The sequence below is a fragment of the Staphylococcus sp. 11-B-312 genome (genome assembly GCF_016743055.1).
Taxonomy (GTDB): Bacteria; Bacillota; Bacilli; order Staphylococcales; family Staphylococcaceae; genus Staphylococcus; species Staphylococcus ureilyticus.
Genome location: NZ_CP068241.1, coordinates 2,570,125 through 2,588,891, shown reverse-complemented (window position 1 = coordinate 2,588,891; position 18,767 = coordinate 2,570,125). Strand labels below are relative to the sequence as shown.

Sequence of the window (18,767 nt, the reverse complement as noted above, 5' to 3'; positions counted from 1 at the left end):
CAATTCAGTCATTTGTTCAAATTATTGCAGCTATTGAACGGTTATTTTAGTGAAAACTTATTATCTTTCTCAAATTCATTAACTTAATATAACAAACAATATAACAAATGGATTATTATATTATATAAAATTCATTATTTTGTGAATTTATTCACAAATATTTCATAAAAGTCTGTTTTTTGCCATTGTAAGTGTTTTCACAAAGTTTTATGATGTGGTTGGAAATAAAAAATGATAGATATCAATGAAAAATAGAAAGAGGTTTGAGGAAATGGATATTATTTTAGGTGTAGGAACGCTACTCATTGTATTGTTAGCTATGACGTTATTTTTAAATTTTGCACCTTATGGTAAGAAAGGGCTACAAGCATTGTCGGGTGCTGCCTGTGCAACATTCTTACCACAAGCATTTTTAAGTTATGCCATTGGTGGCGTCTTTGACATTAAGTTTTTGCAGGAAATTGGTGACTTAGCCGGTAGTTTAAGTGGTGTAGCAGTCGGTTTTCTTACTTGTTTAAAATTAGGTGTCTCGCCAGTTTTTGCTGTAATCGTTGGTTTAGTACTTCACGATTTTAAATTATTACCCGCTTTTTTAGCTGCTTATTTGGTTTCATTTGCTATTAAATTTTTAGAAAAAAAAGTCCCAGAGGGCTTAGATTTAATAACTGTAATTTTATTTGCTCCTGCTGTTTCTTTCCTTCTTGCAAGTATTATGAGCCCAGGTGTTATCGCTTTATTAAAACAAATTGGTAGTGCCGTGACAGCTGTTGGTGACAACAATCCTTATGTATTAGCAATTATTTTAGGTCTTATTATTCCTGTTACAGGTATGACACCACTTAGTTCCATGGTATTAACAAGCTTATTAGGACTAACTGGTTTGCCTATGGCGATTGGTGCACTGACATGTACAGGTAGCTCATTTGTCAATTTCATTATGTTTAAACAATTAAAAATAGGTAACGCTTCCAAAGCTTTCGCTGTTGCAGTTGAACCATTAACCCAAATAGATATTATTGCGAAGTATCCTTTGCAACTCTATGGTACTAATGCACTTATTGGTGTTGTAAACGCATGTATCGTCACATTTAGTGGATTAGTAATCAATGTGACAGGTATGGCGACGCCAATTGCCGGTGCTATTGTATTGTTTGGATTTAATGACCCGATTAAATCTGTGATTACGATTATTACGGTATCAATTACTAGTATTTTATTAAGTCTAGTTATAGGAAAAATGATTAATAAATTTAATATGACTAGCTTGAATTTCAATCTACCTAGAATGAAAAAACAGACCAATTAAGGAGAGAGAAGAATGGCAAGAAAACAAGATTATCAAAGTGCTTTTGATGTTATTGGTCCTATTATGATGGGCCCATCTAGTTCTCACACTGCAGGTGCAGTGAAAATAGGCAATGCTGCGCGAACAGTATTACAGTCTGAACCTCAAAAGATTGTGATTCATTATTATGAATCATTTGCCTCCACGCACAAGGGTCACGGAACAGATTTAGCAATTATTGGTGGGTCAATGGGTTTCAGCACATTTGATGAGCGAATTAAAGACGCTATCACATTTGCGGAAGCACAAAATATTGATATAGAAATTATAGAAGAAACAAGTGCTAGCTTGGGTGAACATCCGAACTGCGCATTAATTAAATTAGATGGTAATGGAAGACATGTAGAAATTAATGGTATTTCAATTGGTGGAGGTACAATTAAAATTAAAAGTATCCACGTGGATGGGCTTTGTATCCTCATGCATCATGCATTGCCTATTTTGGTTGTAGATGGAGAAGCTAATATTTCTTTAATTAACCATTTGATTAATGACTTGATTGAGTATGAAGTAGATATTAATGAAGAAATTAAAACAATTAATAATGACAAATGTTTATTGGCATTACATCTAAATAAAGCTTTAGATGTAGATAGTTTAAGTAAATTACGTGAGAAATATAAAGAATTAAATTTTTCATATATTTGTTAGAGGAGTGGCAATATGTATCATTCAATGCGAGAAATTATAGATTATGCAGTGGCACAGAACACAACATTTGCTGAAATGATGATTCATGAGGAGATGGAATTAAAAGGGATTTCAAGGGATGAAGTTCGTGCATTAATGAAACAAAATCTTGATGTTATGAGAGAAGCGTTAGAAAAGGGACTTTCTGGAGATGGTGTGAAAAGTGTAACAGGTTATACTGGACATGATGCAGTGAAACTAGATCGATATAATGAAGATTACCATGCTTTATCTGGACATGATATGGTAGAAGCTTTAAAAGGTGCAATATCGACAAATGAAGTGAATGCTGCGATGGGTATCATTTGTGCAACACCAACTGCTGGGTCATCAGGTACAATACCAGGCATATTATTCAAGTTAGAAAAAACACACGGTTTAACAGAAGCGCAGATGATTGATTTTTTATTTGCTGCAGCACTATGTGGCAAAATTATCGCAAACAATGCAAGTGTGGCAGGTGCTATTGGTGGATGTCAGGCAGAGGTGGGATCAGCCTCAGCAATTGCAGCAGCTGCAGCAGTTGAGATATTTGGTGGAACACCTGAAGAAAGTGGTCATGCGATGGCATTAGCTATCAGTAATTTATTAGGGTTAGTTTGTGACCCTGTGGCAGGGTTAGTTGAAATACCTTGTGTTATGCGTAATGCTATTGGTTCAGGCAATGGTTTAATCTCAGCTGATTTAGCATTAGCTGGAATAAAAAGTAGAATTCCAGTAGACGAAGTGATAGAGGCGATGGATAGAGTAGGACGCAACTTGCCGGCATCGTTGAGAGAAACTGGACTGGGAGGTCTAGCTGGAACGCCAACTGGAGAAGCAATAAAGAAAAAAATATTTGGACAAACAAGTGTTGAATCTTAAAAAGTAAAGATATATCTATTGAAGGTATTGAAAAATTAAATTGAAAAAATGCATGTTTCCCACTAAACTAAATTAAAAGAGGTGGGAGACATGTTACTGAAGTTAGGGATTATTTTTATTGTGTTTGTTATAAATAGTATCGTGACGTATTATTTAACTACGAACGGTACATGGGTCAACCTATTGTTGAAATCATTATCGCTAAGTTTGATTATTGTCTTTATTTATAATTACGTAAAACTGATGATAACAATAAAACGACAAAAATAGTAATATGATTAAAATTGAATTGATAATATAGTAAAAGTATAGAAATGAAAAAGGTTGGAACGACTAGCGTTCCAACCTTTAATTATATTTATAAAAATATCTGAAGTTCATAGTGAGTGATGTCTTTTATTATGAACTTGTGATTTCCCCGTATTCTTTCGAATGATAAGTGTCAGTATCTAAGTTGTTTGTCAATTTAGCTGTACCTGTACCAGCAAGCATAGAGTCGTTAACGTTTAATGCAGTACGACCCATATCGATAAGTGGTTCTACTGAAATCAGTACACCCGCCAATGCAACAGGTAAATTTAATGTAGATAATACAATGATAGATGCGAATGTTGCGCCACCACCGACACCTGCTACACCAAATGAACTAATCACAACAATGCCTATGACAGATAAGATAAATTGTAAATTAACTTCGACACCAGCTGCCGGTGCTACCATGATTGCTAACATTGCTGGATAAATGCCGGCACAGCCGTTTTGACCAATAGAAAGACCAAATGAAGCTGAGAAGTTTGCAATACCATCTGGCACTCCTAAACGATTTTTTTGAGTTTGAACATTGAGTGGTAAAGCACCAGCACTTGAACGAGAAGTAAATGCAAATAGCAATACTTCAGACGTTTTCTTAACAAATGTAACAGGGTTCAGTCCCATACCAGTTACAATGAGTAAGTGAATGATATACATTACAATTAATGCCGCGTAAGATGCGATTACAAATTTTCCTAATGTCCATATTGCACCAAAATCACTTGTAGCGATTGTATTCGCCATGATAGCTAAAATACCGTATGGAGTTAGACGTAATACAAACGTTACAATTGCCATTACGATATTATAAACGGCATCGATACCACGTTTAAGTAAGTGACCACTTTCAGGTTGTTTACGCATTACACGTAAGAAGGCAAAGCCAACAAATGCAGCGAAGATCACTACAGCGATCGTTGATGTTGTACGCTGACCAGTGAAATCTAAGAATGGGTTACTTGGTAATAATTCTAAGATTTGTTGTGGTAGCGTGTTAGCTGTCATATCCTTAGCTTGACTTGCGATTTCACTGCCTCTTGAGCTTTCGGCACTACCTAAATCAATCGTAGATGCGTCTAAGCCAAAGACAAGTGCTGAGATAATACCGATAATTGCCGCAATTGCTACAGTCCCAATTAAGAAAATGAAGATATAGATGCCAATTTTAGCAAATTTTTCTCCAATATTAATTTTAGTAAATGCGGAAACGATTGAAATAAATATTAAAGGTATAACAATCATTTGTAAGAATGAAATATAGCCATCTCCAACTATACTAAACCAATCTGTGGTTTGTTTAGTGACCTTTGAATCCACACCGTAAATTAAATGAATAGCAATCCCAAAGACAATCCCGATGCCTAAAGCTGTAAAGACACGTTTAGGAAACGAAACATGTCTTCTTGCCATTACATATAATCCGATAAGGAAGGCCGCAAAAATAATGATGTTTAAAATTGTTAATAACATAAAAACAAGACCTACACTTTCTTTTATTTAATTTATTTTGTTAAATCCGATACGCATACTAAGGATAGTAGCAAAACGAATAATATTCAAGTCAATTACTCAAAAAAATTATAAAATTTATATGACTTTATTTTTGAAGCAGAATCGGAAGGGCTATAAATCTAGGTAGAATATGGTGTCAAGGCGTTTGTGGCTAAATCAGATAGAAATTCAATTAGGATGAAATTAAGGAAAATTTTTGATTTAGAAAAGCTGGTAGATATTTTAATACGAATTTCGATTCGAGTAATATTATAGTTTAAAGTGACCTTAGTAAAGTCAAAATAGCGCTGTAATTTTTGAATAATAGCTATATCACAAACTGTGAAATTTTATGCAAAACAAAAAACGTCAATTTCTATACGATTTCAATAGAAATTGACGTTTTTTTAACCAAAGACTTTTTGGCTTTGGTATCATCTTTAACTTATAAATTAAAGAGGCGTGCGAAAAATCCTTTACGTTCTTCTTTGCGCTCTTCTTTAGCAAGTGGTGAAGCGTATGACGTTGTTTCTTGAGACGTGTTTGCTTGTTGTGCGTCTGACTCATTTGTAGTAGACGAAGCTGATGCGGTTTCTTTGTTATGATCTGTTTGTTGTTCAGCTTCAGACGTTTCTTTATGTGTATCTTGTTCAATTTGGTCATCTGTTTTATCGGCTGAATTTACTTCGGCAGCTTGCTTTTTAGTTTCTGAATTTGCTGATTGTGTCGAAGGTTGTTCGCTAATTTGTGTGATTTCTTCATCGGCAGTTTGTGTTGATACATTTTCAGAAACTGTATTTGTATGAGCATCTGCTGTGTCAGTCGCTTTTTCAGGTGTTGCTTTCGTATTTGCTTGCTCAGTTGTATTTTCAGTGAATGCATTCGCTTCATTATTAATTGAACTTTGATTTGTATGCACGCGTTCAGATTCGACATTAGACTTCACAAGTTCTGTTTGTTCTTTTTGGGAATCCTGAATGACACTTTGTGTAGATTTAATTTCATCTGTAGATGATTGAATTGCTTTCAGTGATTCTGTATTTTCTTCTAGTTTAGATGTAATTTGATCTTGCATTTTATGCAATTCTTGCTGTTGTTGGTGCACTTGATTAATCATTTGTCCGAGCATTTGGCGTTCGTCACGCATATTTTGAATTTCGGTACGTAAATCTTCTACGAGTAAAGACACATTTTGATCTGAAGGTAGGTTGTTGTCATCCTCTTTGACTAATACCTGTAGAAAATCTTTTTCCTTTTCAAGTTCTTCGAAGGCTAAATCATAGCTATTTGTCTGCTTCACTTTTTCAGCAATATCTTGGAAGAGTTCAATATCCTCTTCTTGGAAATCTGTGGCTTCGCGGCCACGGTATTCGGTTTTACTAAGTTGATAACCGCGTTCTTCTAAATGTTGAACGATTTTACGGACTTGCTTTTCACTTAGTTCAACACGTTGTGCAAATTCTTTAGTTAACATAGAAATGAGTCCTTTCATAAGTGATTTTATGTATACGGACGTTTGTCTTCGGTTAGTGAAACGTCAGTCTTACCTCTATGTTAGTCTAAACTGTTTTAACAGTGATTTCAAGTGGTGTACACTATGATTTACGTAAATCCATTTCTTCTAATAATGGGTAAATAATACTTCTAGAAATTCTGTTCGCAAATACATACTTTAATATATAGTTTGATTTAATACTTGGCCCATATATGTCTTTTGTCAGTTCTATATTAGATTTGATAAACAAATCTTTAGGCAATCCTTCTGAATATCCGTCTAAATTTGGGGCTAGATAATCTAAATCATATTGTCTTTCAAAACCATGGCTAAATAAAAACTCGCGTCTGTTACTGAGCACTTGTTGCTCATCTTCTGAAACAAGTTCTGGTTCTTTAGGTACTTCTAGCATAATAAAGTTTACATCGTGTTCATGTAATTGATTGGATAAATAATTAATTTCCTTTTCTATACGTGCCAAAGTATTTGTAATTAATTCATCGTGGTCCGGTTGGTCATTTGCAATTAAATAGATTAAAAAGGCAGAATTTGTTGTCGCTTCATAATGTGCAGTTGCTAAGCTAACAACTTTATCTGACTGTATGCCTACTAAAAAGATATAGTCATCTTTGGTATGTTCATTTTTTAAAGATTGTTTAAATATTTGTTCATCTTCAGATAAATCAATGTCGAATTGTCCATCATAAAGTTTTAATGCTGCTTTAAATAATGGATCATCAATTGATTTGATAGTCTTAAAATCCATGAATAGATGCCCCCCAATAATAATGCGTTTATTATAACATAGTAAATAAATGGAAATCAGTGGAAATAATTTATAAAAATATTCTATGGGTCATTTATAAAAGGAATAAAATAGGAGCGAGACAGAAACCACAAAATACAAAGTGATTTCCTGCGTTCGCTCCTTATAAAGGTAGTCTATAATGTTAAGTAGCTATATGAAAGTATTTTGTGATCTTATTAAAATAATAGTATAAATCACACTTTACTTGAGCGTAGATTAGGATTTTGGTCCTTCTGTTTCTTCTGCGTAATGCTTATCTTTAATAGCACTATTTGTATATGCAGCATTTGCTTCTTGTACTTCTTCATGAGAAGAGTTATCTTTAGTTGCAATCACGAGATAGTTATTATCAAGGATCTCTTTTTTATAACGCTCTTTATCATCATCGCTAATATCATAATAAGCTAAAACAGTTTCTTCACCGTCTTCGCCAGTTAAAATTTTAGCCATTTTATCACTGAATGAGCCACTCGTTGCTGTTAGGTTTACTTCAGAATCATGTAATTCGTCAAAATGAAGTTTTGTCTTACTAATTACTGAAATTTCAGATTCAACATATCCTTCTGACAATTTTTGCTGGATAGTTGGTAGTATTTCGTCTTTACTTTGTACGATTGTAAAATCAGCCATTAACTGTCCCTCCGTCCACTTTTCTATTGTTTATCTAATACTTTCCCTATTAACTACTAGGTAAAACGAATATATATTTATTATATAATGAAGTGGCGTATCTGACAATCTTGATTTAAAAGTAAAGAAAGCGGTTACTAACATAATTGATTATTAATAAATCTCCTTCTTTAAAGCGCTTACTTATAATATTCGTGTTGAAAATCATGCCGAAATTTGCTATCATCAGTTAATAATTTATCTAACTCATATAATCTAGAGAATATGGCTCTAGAAGTTTCTACCATGTTGCCATTAACGACATGACTATGGGTAACCAATACAATACAAAGCATTCAACTTCAATCGTTTTAAAGTTTGATTTGGGAAATGAAGTGATTAATATATTCTTCTAAAACAATTGTCGTGTTTTCAATTTCTACATAATTAGGGAAATGAATGTTGAAGGCTATCAGTTCTTTATAGTATTGCACGTTCACTCATAGATCCTGAAACTAAGTTAGTTTAGGATTTTTTTTGTATAAAAAATGAGGAGGTTTTTTGAGTGGATTTGTTAAAACGGAAAGTTGAGGCAGACGGTGTCGTCATTGATGAGAAGATTTTGAAGGTAGATGGGTTTTTAAATCATCAAATAGACGCAAAGCTGATGCACGATGTAGGACTAACGTTTTATAATCAATTTAAAAATGAAGGGATTACTAAAGTATTAACGATTGAAGCATCTGGTATTGCACCAGCAATCATGGCAGCAATGCATTTTGATGTACCATGCTTATTTGCTAAAAAGGCAAAGCCTAGCACGTTAACGAAAAATACATATCAAGCTGATATCCATTCATTCACTAAAAATACGACGAGTACTGTAGTGGTTTCAGATGAATTTTTAGATGAAAATGATCGCGTATTAATTGTTGATGATTTTTTAGCTAATGGTGATGCATCATTAGGCTTAAATGAAATTGTTCAACAAGCCAATGCTGAAACTGTTGGCGTAGGCATTGTAGTTGAAAAGAGCTTCCAACCAGGCAGAGAACGTTTAGAAACCGCAGGGTTGAAAGTATCGTCTTTATGTAAAGTTGCTTCTCTAAGTGGAAATAAAGTGACATTTGTTGAGGAACAATCATGAAGACATTTATCTTAAGTTTACAACATCTATTGGCGATGTATGCAGGCGCCATACTCGTACCAATTATTGTAGGGACAAGCTTAGATTTTACTCCAGAACAAATTGCCTTCTTAGTCACTGTTGATATTTTTATGTGTGGTGTAGCCACATTTTTACAAGTTTGGAAAGGCACAGGCACCGGATTGCCTATCGTCTTAGGTTGTACATTTACTGCCGTTGCGCCGATGATTTTAATCGGGCAAACCAAAGGCATAGGTGATTTATATGGTTCCCTTTTCTTATCAGGTATATTGGTTGTCATCATTGCTCCATTCTTTTCATATTTAGTTAAATTCTTTCCACCAGTTGTAACAGGTAGTGTCGTTACAATTATAGGTATCAATTTGATGCCAGTAGCGATGAATTATTTAGCAGGTGGAGAAGGTGCTAAAAATTTTGGTGATGCCAAAAACATCTTACTTGGTGTAATTACATTAATAGTCATATTAATTGTGCAACGTTTTACAACAGGTTTCTTAAAATCTATTGCCATATTGATTGGCTTAATTGTAGGTACAGTATTAGCGTCAATATTTGGCATTGTTGATGTGAAACAAGTTGGTGAAGCACATTGGTTTTCGTTACCACAACCATTTAGATTTTCAACATTCAGCTTTGATTTTGGCGCAACTTTAGTATTCTTTATTGTTGCGTTAGTCAGTCTGATAGAATCAACAGGTGTTTACCATGCATTAAGTGAAATTACAGGTAAGAAATTGGAAAGAAAAGATTTTCGTAAAGGTTATACAGCTGAAGGTCTTGCGATTATCTTAGGATCTATTTTTAATGCATTCCCGTATACTGCTTATTCTCAAAATGTAGGCTTAGTATCATTATCTGGTGCTAAAAAGAACAAAGTTATCTATGGCATGGTTATCTTGCTCATTATTTGTGGTTGTATTCCTAAATTAGGTGCTTTAGCCAATATGATTCCACTACCAGTATTAGGTGGCGCAATGATAGCAATGTTTGGCATGGTAATGGCATATGGTGTTAGTATATTAGGTAATATTAATTTCAAAAATCAAAATAATTTATTGATAATCGCGGTATCAGTTGGACTAGGAACGGGTATAAGTGCAGTACCACAAGCGTTTCAAGCTTTAGGAGACCAATTCGCATGGTTAACTCAAAATGGTATTGTACTCGGTGCGATTTCAGCAATTGTTTTGAATTTCTTTTTTAACGGCATTAAGAATCAACAAAACATAGAAACTATGGAATAATGGAGCTATAAAACAAATATTAGGAGGCTGTATTCATATGTGGGAAAATAAGTTTGAAAAAGAATCTTTAACTTTTGATGATGTGTTATTGTTACCAGCAGAATCAGATGTATTGCCGAAAGAAGTAGACTTGAGCGTTCAATTATCAGAAGGTATTAAATTAAATATCCCTGTTATTTCAGCAGGTATGGATACTGTAACTGAATCTAAAATGGCAATCTCAATGGCTAGACAAGGTGGCCTAGGTGTCATTCATAAAAATATGAATATTGAAGATCAAGCAGATGAAGTTCAAAAAGTTAAACGCTCAGAAAATGGTGTTATTTCAAATCCATTCTTCTTAACGCCAGAAGAAAGTGTGTATGAAGCAGAGGCATTAATGGGCAAATATCGTATTTCAGGTGTACCTATTGTTAACAATGAAGAAGACAGAACATTAGTCGGTATTTTAACAAACCGTGATTTACGTTTTATTGAAGATTTCTCTATTAAGATTTCAGATGTTATGACTAAAGAAAACTTAATTACAGCACCTGTAGGCACTACTTTGGATGAAGCTGAAGAACTATTACAGCAACATAAAATAGAAAAATTACCGTTAGTTAAAGATGGTAAATTAGAAGGTTTAATCACAATCAAAGACATTGAAAAAGTACTTGAATTCCCAAATTCTGCTAAAGACAAACTTGGCAGATTGCTAGTTGGTGCAGCGATTGGTATTGCAAAAGATACAGATATTCGCGCTGAAAAATTAGTTGAAGCGGGTGTAGATGCCTTAGTTATTGATACAGCTCATGGACATTCTAAAGGTGTTTTAGAACAGGTTAAACACATTAAAGAAAAATTCCCACAAGTGACATTAGTTGCCGGAAACGTTGCGACTGCTGCAGGTACTAAAGCTTTATACGAAGCTGGTGCAGATGTTGTCAAAGTAGGTATTGGACCTGGCTCAATTTGTACGACTCGTGTTGTTGCTGGTGTAGGTGTGCCACAAATTACAGCCGTGTATGACTGTGCAACAGAAGCACGTAAACATGGAAAAGCTATTATTGCTGATGGTGGTATTAAATTCTCAGGAGACATCATCAAAGCATTGGCAGCTGGTGGACACGCTGTGATGTTAGGAAGCTTACTTGCAGGTACTGAAGAAAGCCCTGGCGCAACAGAAGTATTCCAAGGTAGACAATATAAAGTATATAGAGGTATGGGTTCATTAGGCGCAATGGAAAGTGGTTCTAACGATCGTTACTTCCAAGAAGATAAAGCCCCTAAAAAATTCGTGCCTGAAGGTATTGAAGGTCGTATTGCTTATAAAGGTCCATTACAAGATACGATTTACCAACTTATGGGCGGTGTGAGATCAGGTATGGGTTACACTGGTTCAAGAAACTTAGAAGCATTAAGAGAAGAAGCACAATTCACACGTATGGGACCTGCTGGATTAGCAGAAAGTCACCCACATGATGTGCAAATTACTAAAGAATCACCAAATTATTCATTCTAAGTTAAAAGGAGATTTAAAGTTATGGAAATGGCGAAAGAGCAAGAGCTCATACTTGTTTTAGATTTTGGTAGCCAATATAACCAATTAATTACACGTCGTATACGTGAAATGGGTGTGTATAGTGAACTGCACGACCATGAAATCAGCATTGAAGAAATTAAACGCATGAATCCGAAAGGGATTATCCTTTCAGGAGGACCAAATTCAGTATATGAAGAGAACTCTTTTACGATTGACCCAGAAATTTACAATTTAGGTATTCCTATTCTAGGTATTTGTTATGGCATGCAATTAACAACTAAATTGTTAGGTGGCAAAGTTGAACGTGCCAATGAAAGAGAATACGGTAAAGCAGTGATTAATGCGAAAACGGATGAATTATTCTTCGGACTTCCTGAAGAACAAAATGTTTGGATGAGTCATTCAGATAAAGTGATCGAAATCCCAGAAGGTTTTGAAGTGATTGCAGATAGTCCAAGCACAAACTATGCAGCAATTGAAGATAAATCACGCCGTATTTATGGTGTTCAATTCCATCCTGAAGTACGTCATACTGAATTTGGTAACGATTTATTACGTAACTTCGTACGTCGTGTGTGTGAATGTACTGGTGAATGGTCAATGGAAAACTTTATTGATATTGAAGTTGAAAAAATCCGCGAACTTGTTGGTGATCGCAAGGTGCTATGTGCAATGAGTGGTGGTGTAGACTCATCTGTTGTTGCTGTATTATTACACAAAGCGATTGGTGACCAATTAACATGTATTTTCGTAGACCATGGTTTATTACGTAAAGGTGAAGGCGACATGGTCATGGAACAATTTGGTGAGGGCTTCAACATGAACATCATTCGTGTCGATGCTCAAGAACGTTTTATGAACAAATTGCAAGGTGTGTCAGATCCGGAACAAAAACGTAAAATCATTGGTAATGAATTCGTTTATGTCTTTGATGATGAAGCATCTAAGCTAAAAGGTGTTGATTTCTTAGCGCAAGGTACATTGTATACAGACGTTATTGAATCAGGTACAAAAACAGCACAAACGATTAAATCACATCATAATGTAGGCGGATTACCTGAAGATATGGAATTCCAATTAATTGAGCCTATTAATACATTATTCAAAGATGAGGTACGTGAATTAGGTATCGAATTAGGTATTCCAGAACACTTAGTATGGAGACAGCCTTTCCCAGGTCCAGGTTTAGGTATTCGTGTGCTGGGTGAAATTACAGAAGATAAACTTGAAATCGTACGCGAATCAGATGCGATTTTAAGACAAGTCATTCGTGAAGAAGGTCTTGAACGCGATATATGGCAATACTTCACAGTGTTACCTGGTATTCAATCTGTAGGTGTCATGGGAGACTACCGGACGTATGATCATACTGTTGGTATTCGCGCAGTGACATCCATTGATGGAATGACAAGTGACTTTGCGCGTATTGATTGGGAAGTCTTACAAAAAATTTCAAGCAGAATCGTTAATGAAGTAGACCACGTGAACCGTGTTGTCTATGATATTACATCTAAGCCCCCAAGTACCATCGAGTGGGAATAACAGAATAGAATGATGAACCCCCTTAAGCATAGGCTTGAGGGGTTTTTTGTGATTTAGGAATTGTGGGGAGTGAATAGAAGCGTAGTTTATGTATACTTATCTAAAAACTGTAATACAATTATCATCAAAGGAATGATTCAGGTAGCAAAGTGCTCATAAACAACGTTATAACCTATTTAAGAAACTATATCTATGAAGATAAAAATAAGGTTATTGATGATAAAGTGCTTTCTGCGAATGAGATACTACATCTACTATCTAATGCAGCCGTTGGGGAAGAAACAGAAATGAAAGAGGTAGTCACTAAACGTGGCGAATACGTTAAGAACCCAGATACAGGCAAGTACAATATCATTTACAACGAAAGTGTTGAGATGGTTGAAGTACCTATTAAGATAAGTGACCGATTAAAAGCGCGTGATCTACTTGGCAAATACAATACACTTTTTACAGATAAGCATGAACTAATAGGAGGTACACCAGTAATCATTAATATTGGTGAGTAGGATGACTGAAGTAGAAGAGAAAATGGATAAGAAGTACCCCAATAGAACTAAAATTATAGATGATATTCCTTTGGAAGATTAGAAATAAGCCCATTATCAATGATAGTGGGCTTGTTATTTTAAGTGAGTAAATCAAGTATTAATTTTGATAAATAGTTTTCGACGAATGCTGCTACTATAAATAAAGGTAAAGCAATAAAAATGTAAATTTTTATTAAATTAGTTATTGCTAGTTTGATAGAAAAATTCTGTTTCTTGTTTTTTCTTAAAAGATTGCAAATCTTTCTGATAATAGATTGATTTAATTTAAATAGGCTACTAGCAACAAAGCAAAATGCTAATATTTCTATCAAGAAGTGAGGGATTGTAGATATGGTTAGCATAATTCCTTTATAATTATCAAAGTTAACTGCAAATCCTAAAGCTATAGCAGGAGAAATTGTTGTACTGATTATATTTAAATAATATAAAAAAGGAATTGGAATGATAGCTAGTATCAGCATTTGAAAAGGAACTCTAAAGCCATTGTTTAATATATATTCCCAAACTTTTTGTAAACCTTCTGCATTGGCCACATTTTTAGGTATACCATTAAATATGTTTTTAATGGTTTCAGTAGAAGGACTAAATATAATAGCCAGAATAAAAGTGATGATAAAAATCAATAATGTTATAGCTAAAAAGCTTAATGTTCTTTTGATATAAGTAGCATCATAAATTTTAAGCATGTTTCCTCCATTAATAAAGATTGTTTATATAACTAATATCACACTATCAAATATTTATTGAAATTTATAGGTTGTTTAAATGAAGTGCTATAACTTCCACCCATCAGTATCAGTTCTGTTAGGTGGTTTTGTTATTGTTACATTTATTAACTCAATTTATATGTATGGACAATATAAGTTGTTTTTTGATTATGTTAATATACCTGTGAGTTACACTCAATATTATTAAAAAAGAAAAGTATAAGGAGGAAGCTATGTTAAGTGGATTGTACGATGTTCTAGGCTTTTTTATTGACCTTTTTATGGGAAAGTATTCCCAATTTTATTTAATAGTATTTATATTAATAATTGTGTTAGCTGCTATAATAGATTTGTTTATATCGATTGGTTCTAAGAAATCAGAAAATAAATTATTATTATTCATTAAGAGTTTAGGTATTCATTTCGTTGGTATTATAGTCTTTTGCGGTATTCTGTTATTCATAAATAGGATGTTAACTTTTATACCATTCTTTCATATTAACTCCCAATCAGAAGAGTTAATGGGTTTAACTGGTATTACATTATATTTATCATTACTTTTTGTATTGTTTGTAGGACTATTTTTCATGAAAATGAGAGGTCATAAATTCTTTCATGTTGTAATACAGTTTTTTATTGCTATAGCTATTTTTTACATAGGGACTTTATTATTAAATTTCTCAGTACCATTTAACATACCAGTTATACTAGCAGATATTGCTATAGTTGTTTTAATTGGGAATGTATTATTGGAATATATAGAAAAGGTGGATTAGTTATGTGGATAGCAATATTTAGTATGTGGTTTTGTATAGGAACGGCATTCTTAGCTATTTATTTAAATAAGGAGAAATAAATATGTCTGCACCTTATGTAGTAATGTTACTACTCACTATAATTGCAGTTACAATGATGATTATTATATGTATGGTTTTGGATAAATCCATGATATATATGTTTATAATACTTTTCATTCACTCAACACTTTTATTCATCATTCGCTATTTCTGGCAAAATAAAGAATTTGGAGAAGCTTTTACAAGATCATTTGACCTCGTTACGATAGCTATCGTAGTTATCTTTACTATTTTGAAATTCAATAAGACTAAATCAAGTGAGTAGTGTTAAGATACTGTAAATCTCATTGTACTATTTAATTGCGTATAATATAATTGTGCATGAAGTTCCTCCAGAACTTTATCCCTTAGGGTTCCTTCTGGGACGCTTCACAAATTAAAATATCACCTTCTTATTTATAATTGTGTTATTTTATGAAATCACTCTAACTATTTTTATAGTTAATTCAAAACTGCTCGGGCAGGCACTTATGTGCTCGCCCTATTTTTATGTGTTAATATCAAATATTATACAATCAGTAATAAATTGATTTTAATATCACAAAGGAGTGTTATTGATTTGAAAAGGAAGGGTGAACTAGATCAAGGATTTATTATGCCAACTATGTTAAATGTATTTTCTTACTTGGACTTATTTTCATCTCACAATTAGAAAATTTATTTATATTAATACCTTATGTTCTTGTAATGGGAGTAAATGTAGTTTATTTAGTTGTTAAGTCTATGAAATTTAGAAATGACCGAAGATTATAAAAGGTTTGTTTTATTAATAGTATGTTAGTATACGGTTTGTTATGAACTACATAAAATATAAGGAGAAGATTATGTTATCCATTGAAAAAAGTTTTATGAAAAGGGCTAATAAATTTTTCATATTTACTGTAGGTATAACTGTAGCAATTATTTTCATATTTTACATTCTTGGCTTGAAGATAGATGATTTTAGCGATTTTTCAAAAGCTAGTATAAATGACGAGCACAAATTTAAACTAGTAGGTTTATTTACATATTTTTTTAATAATGGGTTCATTTTACCTTTCATAATGCTGATACTTGCTATTATACCAATACCATTTTTATATTATTTGAATATGCTATCAACTGTTTTTTCATTAGGTATGTTAATTGGCATACACTTTGCATATAATTTCACGGATGGAATAAGGCTGTTTCTTGGATTTTTGCCGCATCTATTAATTGAAATTTATAGTTCAAGCTTAATGCTTTCAATACTTTATGTTATTAACAAAGTTATTATTAGTAAGTTAATGAATTTATTCAGAAAAAAACCTATTAAAATGAAACCAATTTACATAATATTAATTGACAGTATTAAAAGCTATATTCTTTATTATTTACCAATTGTATTACTAGCAGCAATAATGGAAACTTATGTTTCACCTCTTTGGTATGGTTTTTTATTATCATTATTTTAATATTTAACCCGTTACCTTTGATTTGAGGAGTGGACATGCAATGGGCAAACACTTATCTGCTCACCTATTTTTGTTATATTTATATTAGAATTTAGATTAATTAGACTGAAATAAAGTTTGCTAAAAAGGGGTTGTATTTTGAAGATATTTTTGTCCTTTATATATTTTTTGGTTTCATTTTTTGTTTTGAAATCCCTATTGGATTTAGTATTACCAATTGAATTTGATATGTATGCAAATCTAATTTCTTCATCATTTTTTGCATTCGTTATGACACCATTTTCCTTTGTGCTTAAAAAGTTTAAAGATAAAAAATAGAATATATGTTTATACGAAAAAATTATTAATTGTAAACAGTTCTGAAGATCAACGTTAATAAAGGAATTGGAAAAAATAACAATGTAAATGTTTGAAAAATGAGGTGTTGTAATGAAGAGTTTAAATGTTATATCTAATATATTGATTTTATTAATTATAGTAACTTCCATATTAACAATATTGGATTTAACAGGTCTTATAAATTTTCCTTTTTCTTTATCCGTTGTAGGTTTAATACTTATCTTAAATTATTGGATTGAAACTAAAAAGAAGGAAAAACTGAAGTTCTTTACTTATCAGTAGGTGCAGTTTTGTTTATTTTAGGTTTAATAGAGATTTTGTTCTTTTAGAAAGGAGTTTTCTCTTGTATTGATACTAAGATCAGTACCATAATGTGCTTGCCCTATTTTATTTTATAAATAAAAATATTTTGATTAATTATATTGTGAAATAATGAAAAATGTAAAGGAGTGGGTTATTTGAAATGGTTTTTACTTATTGTACAAGTGATTTTAGGGATGTTTTTAGTATTTTTTGCATATAAACAAATGAATCAAGACCATTTAGACACATGGTTTGGAGTTTATTTTATATTGTTTGCAATTTTTGTGGCTTGGTATTCTAAACATTATTATAAAAGTTAAGAGTTCAGCAGCTCAACGTCAATAATGCAATATTGTTTTATATTTTAAAAAGTGAAAGGAGCTTTTTATTATGAATGAAAAAAATCGTGGTATTTTTTCTATGATTTCTTTGATTATTTCTTCTATATTTTTCTTCATTAGTCTTGTTGTTTTTGCCTTTCAAATAAATTCAGATGTGGCTTCTTTATGTACAACTTTAGGAATTTTATTTGTTGGTGTTTATGGAGTATTAGCTAAATTTAAACTAGGTTATATAGCGATTATTTTAGCTTTAATAGCTATAGTTTTGAACTTAGTGTTTTAGGTTTTAGAAACGAGTTCTTCTTGTCTTTATACATAATATAACTACCTATTAGCAGAAGTGTTGGCGAGTTTTGTAATACATAGCGAACAATTGAAAGTGTTTTAGCCCAATAGGACTTTTACTTATGTACTTGTCCTATTTTTTAATGAGTAGAGACAAATGACAATTTAACACTTATGATTTTAAATATCTAAAAATTAATGATAGAATACAATTAGATTAAGCTTAATTCGATATGTAAAACGATTAATTAATCATTATTATTGAATTTCAAAAATTATTGGAGTGATTTTCATGGCAAAACCATTATTTGAAACAACTGTCATAAGTAATGGAGGAAGAGATGGAAAAGTTTTTAGTGAAGATAATACATTTTATCAAGACTTAGCTGTTCCAAAAGAAATGGGTGGCAACGGCGTTACAGAGTCAAACCCTGAACAGTTATTTGCAGCAGGTTACAGCTCTTGTTTTAACAATGCGCTAATGCATATTTTGAAAGGTGCAGGCAAAGGTACAATTGAGCCAGAAGTACGTGCGACTGCTTATTTATTGCCAGATAAATCTGATGGCGGTGTGAAATTGGCAGCTGAATTAGATGTATTACTTAAAGATCTCAGCCAAGAAGAAGCGGAGATGTTCGTTGAAAAAGCGCATAATTATTGTCCGTATTCGAAAGCACTAAAACACACGATTGATATTGAAATTACTGTAAGCGTTAATTAAGTAAAGTGATGCAAAAAGCTAGATAAGATTTTTTTGGAATTTTATCAAGCAGTCATATATTTATATAACCGTATCTTAATTGGTGCGGTTATTTTTTATGAAATAATATAATCCAACTAAATGTTTATGTACTTTTA

20 protein-coding genes, 1 pseudogene and 1 riboswitch are annotated in these 18,767 nt (G+C 32.7%); of the genes and pseudogenes, 16 read left to right on the top strand and 5 right to left on the bottom strand.

What is annotated here, in order from left to right; all coding sequences use genetic code 11:
* Positions 1–271 precede the first annotated feature (271 nt).
* The 4 genes from JG554_RS12455 (at position 272) to JG554_RS13265 (ending at position 3,169) form a co-directional block, all read left to right on the top strand.
* Positions 272–1,306 carry a PTS sugar transporter subunit IIC gene (locus JG554_RS12455; RefSeq protein ID WP_046207053.1) on the top strand — a complete coding sequence of 345 codons (1,035 nt, stop codon included), beginning with the start codon at positions 272–274 and terminating at the stop codon, positions 1,304–1,306.
* A gap of 12 nt (positions 1,307–1,318) precedes the next feature.
* Complete coding sequence (gene sdaAB / locus JG554_RS12450) at positions 1,319–1,996, top strand: L-serine ammonia-lyase, iron-sulfur-dependent subunit beta (RefSeq protein ID WP_064209629.1); 678 nt, start codon at positions 1,319–1,321, stop codon at positions 1,994–1,996.
* A 12-nt stretch (positions 1,997–2,008) separates the two neighbouring features.
* Positions 2,009–2,899, top strand: a complete 891-nt coding sequence (gene sdaAA / locus JG554_RS12445) for an L-serine ammonia-lyase, iron-sulfur-dependent, subunit alpha (RefSeq protein WP_046207051.1) — start codon at positions 2,009–2,011, stop codon at positions 2,897–2,899.
* 90 nt (positions 2,900–2,989) lie between these two features.
* Positions 2,990–3,169: a hypothetical protein gene (locus JG554_RS13265; protein WP_071562246.1), complete on the top strand. Its 180-nt coding sequence runs from the start codon at positions 2,990–2,992 to the stop codon at positions 3,167–3,169.
* 129 nt (positions 3,170–3,298) lie between these two features.
* Here JG554_RS13265 and JG554_RS12440 read toward each other — a convergent pair whose 3' ends face one another.
* From JG554_RS12440 to JG554_RS12425, 4 genes are all read right to left on the bottom strand, one after another.
* Complete coding sequence (locus JG554_RS12440) at positions 3,299–4,681, bottom strand: L-cystine transporter (RefSeq protein WP_046207050.1); 1,383 nt, start codon at positions 4,679–4,681, stop codon at positions 3,299–3,301.
* Between the two features lie 466 nt (positions 4,682–5,147).
* The gene (locus tag JG554_RS12435; RefSeq protein WP_046207049.1) at positions 5,148–6,176 is read right to left on the bottom strand and encodes a hypothetical protein; all 1,029 of its coding nucleotides are present in this window, start codon (positions 6,174–6,176) and stop codon (positions 5,148–5,150) included.
* A gap of 121 nt (positions 6,177–6,297) precedes the next feature.
* Entirely contained in the window at positions 6,298–6,963 is a 666-nt protein-coding gene (locus tag JG554_RS12430) for a hypothetical protein (RefSeq protein WP_107359904.1), read from the bottom strand.
* Between the two features lie 258 nt (positions 6,964–7,221).
* Entirely contained in the window at positions 7,222–7,635 is a 414-nt protein-coding gene (locus tag JG554_RS12425) for a general stress protein (RefSeq protein WP_064209625.1), read from the bottom strand.
* Between the two features lie 226 nt (positions 7,636–7,861).
* A riboswitch (purine riboswitch) is annotated at positions 7,862–7,964 on the top strand.
* A 215-nt stretch (positions 7,965–8,179) separates the two neighbouring features.
* Between JG554_RS12425 and xpt the strand changes: the two genes are divergently transcribed.
* The 5 genes from xpt (at position 8,180) to JG554_RS12400 (ending at position 13,599) form a co-directional block, all read left to right on the top strand.
* Positions 8,180–8,761, top strand: a complete 582-nt coding sequence (xpt, locus tag JG554_RS12420) for a xanthine phosphoribosyltransferase (protein ID WP_046207046.1) — start codon at positions 8,180–8,182, stop codon at positions 8,759–8,761.
* The gene (gene pbuX, locus JG554_RS12415; protein ID WP_107359903.1) at positions 8,758–10,026 is read left to right on the top strand and encodes a xanthine permease PbuX; all 1,269 of its coding nucleotides are present in this window, start codon (positions 8,758–8,760) and stop codon (positions 10,024–10,026) included. Before xpt ends, pbuX begins: the two co-directional genes overlap by 4 nt.
* Positions 10,027–10,063: 37 nt before the next feature.
* The gene (gene guaB / locus JG554_RS12410) at positions 10,064–11,530 is read left to right on the top strand and encodes an IMP dehydrogenase (protein ID WP_046207044.1); all 1,467 of its coding nucleotides are present in this window, start codon (positions 10,064–10,066) and stop codon (positions 11,528–11,530) included.
* 21 nt (positions 11,531–11,551) lie between these two features.
* Positions 11,552–13,093 carry a glutamine-hydrolyzing GMP synthase gene (guaA, locus tag JG554_RS12405; RefSeq protein ID WP_019469906.1) on the top strand — a complete coding sequence of 514 codons (1,542 nt, stop codon included), beginning with the start codon at positions 11,552–11,554 and terminating at the stop codon, positions 13,091–13,093.
* 149 nt (positions 13,094–13,242) lie between these two features.
* The gene (locus tag JG554_RS12400; protein WP_238394773.1) at positions 13,243–13,599 is read left to right on the top strand and encodes a terminase small subunit; all 357 of its coding nucleotides are present in this window, start codon (positions 13,243–13,245) and stop codon (positions 13,597–13,599) included.
* Between the two features lie 119 nt (positions 13,600–13,718).
* Here JG554_RS12400 and JG554_RS12395 read toward each other — a convergent pair whose 3' ends face one another.
* Positions 13,719–14,327 carry a stage II sporulation protein M gene (locus JG554_RS12395; RefSeq protein ID WP_046207043.1) on the bottom strand — a complete coding sequence of 203 codons (609 nt, stop codon included), beginning with the start codon at positions 14,325–14,327 and terminating at the stop codon, positions 13,719–13,721.
* Between the two features lie 254 nt (positions 14,328–14,581).
* Between JG554_RS12395 and JG554_RS12390 the strand changes: the two genes are divergently transcribed.
* The 7 genes and pseudogenes from JG554_RS12390 (at position 14,582) to JG554_RS12365 (ending at position 18,630) form a co-directional block, all read left to right on the top strand.
* Entirely contained in the window at positions 14,582–15,124 is a 543-nt protein-coding gene (locus tag JG554_RS12390) for a hypothetical protein (protein ID WP_107359902.1), read from the top strand.
* An 82-nt stretch (positions 15,125–15,206) separates the two neighbouring features.
* Complete coding sequence (locus JG554_RS12385) at positions 15,207–15,470, top strand: hypothetical protein (protein ID WP_073345073.1); 264 nt, start codon at positions 15,207–15,209, stop codon at positions 15,468–15,470.
* A 294-nt stretch (positions 15,471–15,764) separates the two neighbouring features.
* Positions 15,765–15,958 (top strand): annotated as a pseudogene (locus JG554_RS13390) (hypothetical protein).
* A 71-nt stretch (positions 15,959–16,029) separates the two neighbouring features.
* A complete protein-coding gene (locus JG554_RS12380; RefSeq protein WP_157948042.1) occupies positions 16,030–16,641 on the top strand; it encodes a stage II sporulation protein M in 612 nt (203 codons plus the stop codon).
* A 797-nt stretch (positions 16,642–17,438) separates the two neighbouring features.
* A complete protein-coding gene (locus JG554_RS12375; protein WP_182478106.1) occupies positions 17,439–17,603 on the top strand; it encodes a hypothetical protein in 165 nt (54 codons plus the stop codon).
* Positions 17,604–17,673: 70 nt separating this feature from the next.
* Positions 17,674–17,907 (top strand): hypothetical protein, encoded by a 234-nt coding sequence (locus JG554_RS12370; RefSeq protein ID WP_046207037.1) that lies wholly within the window; start codon positions 17,674–17,676, stop codon positions 17,905–17,907.
* A 294-nt stretch (positions 17,908–18,201) separates the two neighbouring features.
* Positions 18,202–18,630, top strand: a complete 429-nt coding sequence (locus tag JG554_RS12365) for an Ohr family peroxiredoxin (RefSeq protein WP_046207036.1) — start codon at positions 18,202–18,204, stop codon at positions 18,628–18,630.
* Positions 18,631–18,767: the final 137 nt, after the last annotated feature.

What these genes read in the sequence shown, in the direction of transcription:
- JG554_RS12455 (WP_046207053.1), top strand. Translation starts at nt 272, where the DNA reads ATGGATATTATTTTAGGTGTAGGAACGCTACTCATTGTATTGTTAGCT.
- sdaAB (WP_064209629.1), top strand. Translation starts at nt 1,319, where the DNA reads ATGGCAAGAAAACAAGATTATCAAAGTGCTTTTGATGTTATTGGTCCT.
- sdaAA (WP_046207051.1), top strand. Translation starts at nt 2,009, where the DNA reads ATGTATCATTCAATGCGAGAAATTATAGATTATGCAGTGGCACAGAAC.
- JG554_RS13265 (WP_071562246.1), top strand. Translation starts at nt 2,990, where the DNA reads ATGTTACTGAAGTTAGGGATTATTTTTATTGTGTTTGTTATAAATAGT.
- JG554_RS12440 (WP_046207050.1), bottom strand. Translation starts at nt 4,681, where the DNA reads ATGTTATTAACAATTTTAAACATCATTATTTTTGCGGCCTTCCTTATC.
- JG554_RS12435 (WP_046207049.1), bottom strand. Translation starts at nt 6,176, where the DNA reads ATGTTAACTAAAGAATTTGCACAACGTGTTGAACTAAGTGAAAAGCAA.
- JG554_RS12430 (WP_107359904.1), bottom strand. Translation starts at nt 6,963, where the DNA reads ATGGATTTTAAGACTATCAAATCAATTGATGATCCATTATTTAAAGCA.
- JG554_RS12425 (WP_064209625.1), bottom strand. Translation starts at nt 7,635, where the DNA reads ATGGCTGATTTTACAATCGTACAAAGTAAAGACGAAATACTACCAACT.
- pbuX (WP_107359903.1), top strand. Translation starts at nt 8,758, where the DNA reads ATGAAGACATTTATCTTAAGTTTACAACATCTATTGGCGATGTATGCA.
- guaB (WP_046207044.1), top strand. Translation starts at nt 10,064, where the DNA reads ATGTGGGAAAATAAGTTTGAAAAAGAATCTTTAACTTTTGATGATGTG.
- guaA (WP_019469906.1), top strand. Translation starts at nt 11,552, where the DNA reads ATGGAAATGGCGAAAGAGCAAGAGCTCATACTTGTTTTAGATTTTGGT.
- JG554_RS12395 (WP_046207043.1), bottom strand. Translation starts at nt 14,327, where the DNA reads ATGCTTAAAATTTATGATGCTACTTATATCAAAAGAACATTAAGCTTT.
- JG554_RS12390 (WP_107359902.1), top strand. Translation starts at nt 14,582, where the DNA reads ATGTTAAGTGGATTGTACGATGTTCTAGGCTTTTTTATTGACCTTTTT.
- JG554_RS12385 (WP_073345073.1), top strand. Translation starts at nt 15,207, where the DNA reads ATGTCTGCACCTTATGTAGTAATGTTACTACTCACTATAATTGCAGTT.
- JG554_RS12380 (WP_157948042.1), top strand. Translation starts at nt 16,030, where the DNA reads ATGTTATCCATTGAAAAAAGTTTTATGAAAAGGGCTAATAAATTTTTC.
- JG554_RS12370 (WP_046207037.1), top strand. Translation starts at nt 17,674, where the DNA reads ATGAATGAAAAAAATCGTGGTATTTTTTCTATGATTTCTTTGATTATT.
- JG554_RS12365 (WP_046207036.1), top strand. Translation starts at nt 18,202, where the DNA reads ATGGCAAAACCATTATTTGAAACAACTGTCATAAGTAATGGAGGAAGA.